This is a genomic window from Rhizobacter sp. P2_H3 (assembly GCF_056403355.1).
Map to the genome: position 1 here is coordinate 1 of NZ_JBFUFQ010000361.1, position 3935 is coordinate 3935.

3 protein-coding genes are annotated in these 3935 nt (G+C 74.4%); all 3 read left to right on the forward strand.

The annotated features are described in order from the left end of the window. Window positions 1-1734: MMPL family transporter (locus AC1D1T_RS30810; protein WP_477993207.1), on the forward strand; the 1734-nt coding region annotated here is incomplete at its 5' end. Between the two features lie 63 nt (window positions 1735-1797). Beyond that, entirely contained in the window at window positions 1798-2637 is an 840-nt protein-coding gene (locus tag AC1D1T_RS30815; protein WP_477828474.1) for a polysaccharide deacetylase family protein, read from the forward strand. Further along, the gene (locus tag AC1D1T_RS30820) at window positions 2634-3824 is read left to right on the forward strand and encodes a beta-ketoacyl-[acyl-carrier-protein] synthase family protein (RefSeq protein ID WP_477840114.1); all 1191 of its coding nucleotides are present in this window, start codon (window positions 2634-2636) and stop codon (window positions 3822-3824) included. The genes AC1D1T_RS30815 and AC1D1T_RS30820 overlap by 4 nt, the downstream gene beginning before the upstream one ends. The last annotated feature ends 111 nt before the right edge of the window (window positions 3825-3935 follow it).

Here is a 3935-nt window from a genome sequence, read left to right on the forward strand (position 1 = left end):
CTGCGGCACGCCTTCGCACCGTGGGCCGCGCGCGGGCTGTCGCTCGACCTGTCGGGCGCCGGCGTGCTGGGCGTGCAGTCGCGCACGTTGATCAAGGCCGAGGTCGAACGGCTCGCGCTGTGGGACGGCGCGATCGTGCTCGCGCTGCTGCTGCTCGCGTTCGGTTCGCTGAAGGCGCTGGGCGTCGCGCTGCTGCCGGTCGCGAGCGGCGTGCTGGCCGGCACGGTGGCGGTGAGCCTCGGCTTCGGCCAGGTGCACGGCATGACGCTCGGCTTCGGCACCACGCTGATCGGCGAGGCGGTCGACTACGCGATCTACTACCTGGTGCAGGCCCGCGCCACGCCGGGCACTGGCAGCGGCGCACTGCACTGGCGCCGGCACAACTGGCCGACCGTGCGCTGGGGCCTGCTGACCTCGCTGGCCGGCTTCTCGGCGCTGGTGTTCTCCGGCTTCGGCGGGCTGGCGCAGCTCGGCGTGTTCTCGGTCGCCGGCCTGCTGGCCGCGGCGCTGACCACGCGCTACCTGCTGACCGACCTGGCCCCCGACGGCGCGCCCGGCCTCGGGCTGCGGATGCGCCTCGGCCAGGCCACCGCGCGGGCCGCGGCTGCGCTGCCGCAGCTGCGCTGGTTCTGGGGCGGGCTCGGCGCGGCGGCGCTCGCGCTGCTGCTGGTGCTGCCGAGCGCGTGGCGCGGGCAACTGACGCACCTGAGCCCGGTGTCGGCGCAGGCGCTGACACTCGATGCCTCGCTGCGCGCCGACCTGGGCGCGGCCGAACTGGGCACGCTGGTCGCGATCGAGGCGCCCGACGAGGCGACCGCGCTGCAGCGTGCCGAGCAGGCGTCGGCGCGACTCGATCCGCTGGTCGCTGCCGGCCTGCTCGCCGGCTACGAATCGCCGACGCGGCTGCTGCCGAGCGCGGCCACGCAGGCCGCCCGCCAGGCCGCGCTGCCCGATGCCGACACGCTGCGCGCCCGGCTGAAGCAGGCCACCGCCGACGGCCTGCTGCCGGCCGACCGGCTCGAGCCCTTCATCGCCGACGTGCAGGCCCAGCGCCAGGCGAAACCGGTGACGCGCGCCGACTACGACGGCACGCCGCTCGCAACCGCGCTGCAGGCGCAGCTGCTGCCGGCGGCCGCCGACCGCCCCTGGACGGTCCTGCTGAGCCTGCGCGCCGGCACGCAGGCGCTGCCCGCGGTGCGGCTGCGCGATGCGATGCAGGGGCTGCCGGACACCCGCGTCGTCGAGATCCAGCCCGAGCTCGATGCGCTCTATGCGCGCTACCTGCGCGAGGCCTTCTGGCAGAGCGCGCTCGGCGCGCTGGCGGTGCTGCTGATCCTGTACGCCGGGCTGCGCTCGCTGCGCCGGCTGTGGCGCGTCGCGCTGCCGCTGGCGGCCAGCGTGGTGCTGGTGCTGGCCGGGCTCACGCTCGCCGGCGTCGCGCTCGGCGTGCTGCATCTGGTCGGGCTGCTGCTGGTGGTGGCGGTCGGGTCGAACTACGCGCTGTTCTTCGACCAGCTCGCCCAGCAGGAGGCCCAGGCCGCAGACGCCGAGACGCTCGCCTCGCTGCTGCTGGCCAACCTGACCATCGTCGCGTCGTTCGCGCTGCTGTGCACCTCCAGCGTGCCGCTGCTGGTGGCGCTGGGCGAGGTGGTCGCGCCGGGCACGCTGCTGTGCCTGCTGCTGTCGGCCAGCTGGGCGCGCCGTCCGGGCGGTGTGGGACAATCCGCGCCCTGATTTGCCCTGCTGGCGGCCAGCGCTTTCCACCCCGGATTTCCCACCCCGGACTCAACGATTCGCATGACGACCTGGCCCGTTCCCACCTTCCTGCTGTTCAGTGCCGCGCTGCACCTGCTGGCGCTGCTCGCGGTGCTGCGCACGCCCGGCGCGTGGCCGTGGGCGCTCGGCGCGGTCGTGCTGAACCACCTCACCATCACGGGACTCGGGCTGTGGCCGCGCTCGACCTGGCTGGGCGAGAACATCACGCGGCTGCCCGCGCCCGCCGCGGCGCGCGGCGAGATCGCGCTGACGCTCGACGACGGCCCGGACCCGGTGCTGACGCCGCAGGTGCTCGACCAGCTCGACGCGGCCGGCGTGCAGGCCACCTTCTTCGTGATCGCCGAACGCGCGGCCGCCCACCCTGCCCTGCTGCGCGAGATCGTGCAGCGCGGCCACGAGGTGCAGAACCACAGCTGGCGGCACCCGCATGCATTCTCGCTGTTCGGCCCGCGCCGCATCGCGCGCGAGCTGCAGCAGGCGCAAGCGTTTCTTCACACGACAACCGGTACGCGGCCGACGCTGTTCCGCGCACCGGCCGGCCTGCGCAACGTGTTCCTCGGCCCGGTGCTGCACCGTGCCGGCCTGCGGCTCGCAAGCTGGACGCGCCGCGGCTTCGACACCCGCGACGGCGATGCGCAACGCGTGCTGGCGCGCCTGACACGGGGCCTGCGCGGCGGCGACATCCTGCTGCTGCACGACGGCCATTGCGCCGCCACGCCCGAAGGCCGGCCGGTGGTGCTGGAGGTGCTGCCGGCGCTGATCGCCCAGGTGCGGCAAGCGGGGCTGCGCTTCGTGCGGCTGGGCGATGCCTGGCCTGCGCACCCTGCGGTGGCGACGACCCACACCGCCCCCGCCGCATGAAGCCGGTCGCGATCACCCGGATGACGGTCACGAGCGCGCTCGGAGCCGGCAACGAGACCCACCTGCAGGCGCTGCGCGACGGCCGCAGCGGGCTCGCACCGTGCCGCTTCGAGGATGTCGCGCTGACCTGCCATGTCGGCGAGGTCGCCGGCGTCGATGCGATCGCGCTGCCGGCCGAGCTCGAGGCCTACGACTGCCGCAACCACCGGCTCGCCTGGCTCGGGCTGCAGCAGAACGGTTTCCGCGCGGCGGTGCGCGCTGCACGCGAGCGCCATGGTGCGCAACGCGTCGCGGTGCTGCTGGGCAGCAGCACCTCCGGCATCCTGCAGACCGAGCATGCCTACCGCCGGCGCGGCCCCGACGGCGCGCTGCCGGACGACTTCCACTACGCCGAGACGCACAACACCGGTTCGCTCGCCCGCTTCGTCGCGCTCGCGCTGCAACTCGACGGGCCGCAGTGGGTGGTGTCGACGGCCTGCTCGTCGAGCGCCAAGGTGTTCGCGGCCGCCGCGCGGCTGATGGAGCTCGGCTGGATCGACGCGGCGGTGGTCGGCGGCGTCGACAGCCTGTGCCTGACGACGCTGTACGGCTTCAACTCGCTGGAACTGCTGTCGCCGCAGATCTGCCGGCCCTGGGATGCCGGCCGCAACGGGCTGTCGCTGGGCGAGGCGGCGGCATTCGCGCTGCTGGAGCGCAAGGTGCGAGGGATGGCGGAACCGCAAGCCTGGCTGCTCGGCACCGGCGAGAGCAGCGACGGCTTCCACATGAGCTCGCCGCTGCCCGACGGCGGCGGCGCGGTCGCGGCGATGCAGCAGGCGCTGGCCGGTGCGGGCCTGCAGCCGGGCGACATCGACTACATCAACCTGCACGGCACCGCGACGCACAACAACGACGCGGCCGAAGACCGTGCCGTGCAGACCGTGTTCGGGCCGGCCGTGCCCTGCAGCTCCACCAAGGGCGCGACCGGCCACACGCTGGGCGCGGCCGGCGGTGTCGAGGCGGTGCTGGGCGTGCTCGCGCTGCAGCACGGGCTGATCCCGGGCGGGCTGAACCGGCTGCACCCGGATGCCGAGCTGCAGTCGAACTACGTCGACCACAGCCGCGCGGCGCCGTTGCGCCATGTGCTGAGCAACTCGTTCGGCTTCGGCGGCTCGAACGCCAGCCTCGTGTTCGGAGCCGCCCGATGAGCACGCTCTTCGTGCAAGGCATCGGGCTGTGCGGCCCCGGTCTCGCGGACTGGGCGCAGGGTGCGCAGGCGCTCGGCGGGCACGCCGCGTACGTGCGCACCGCCACGGCCG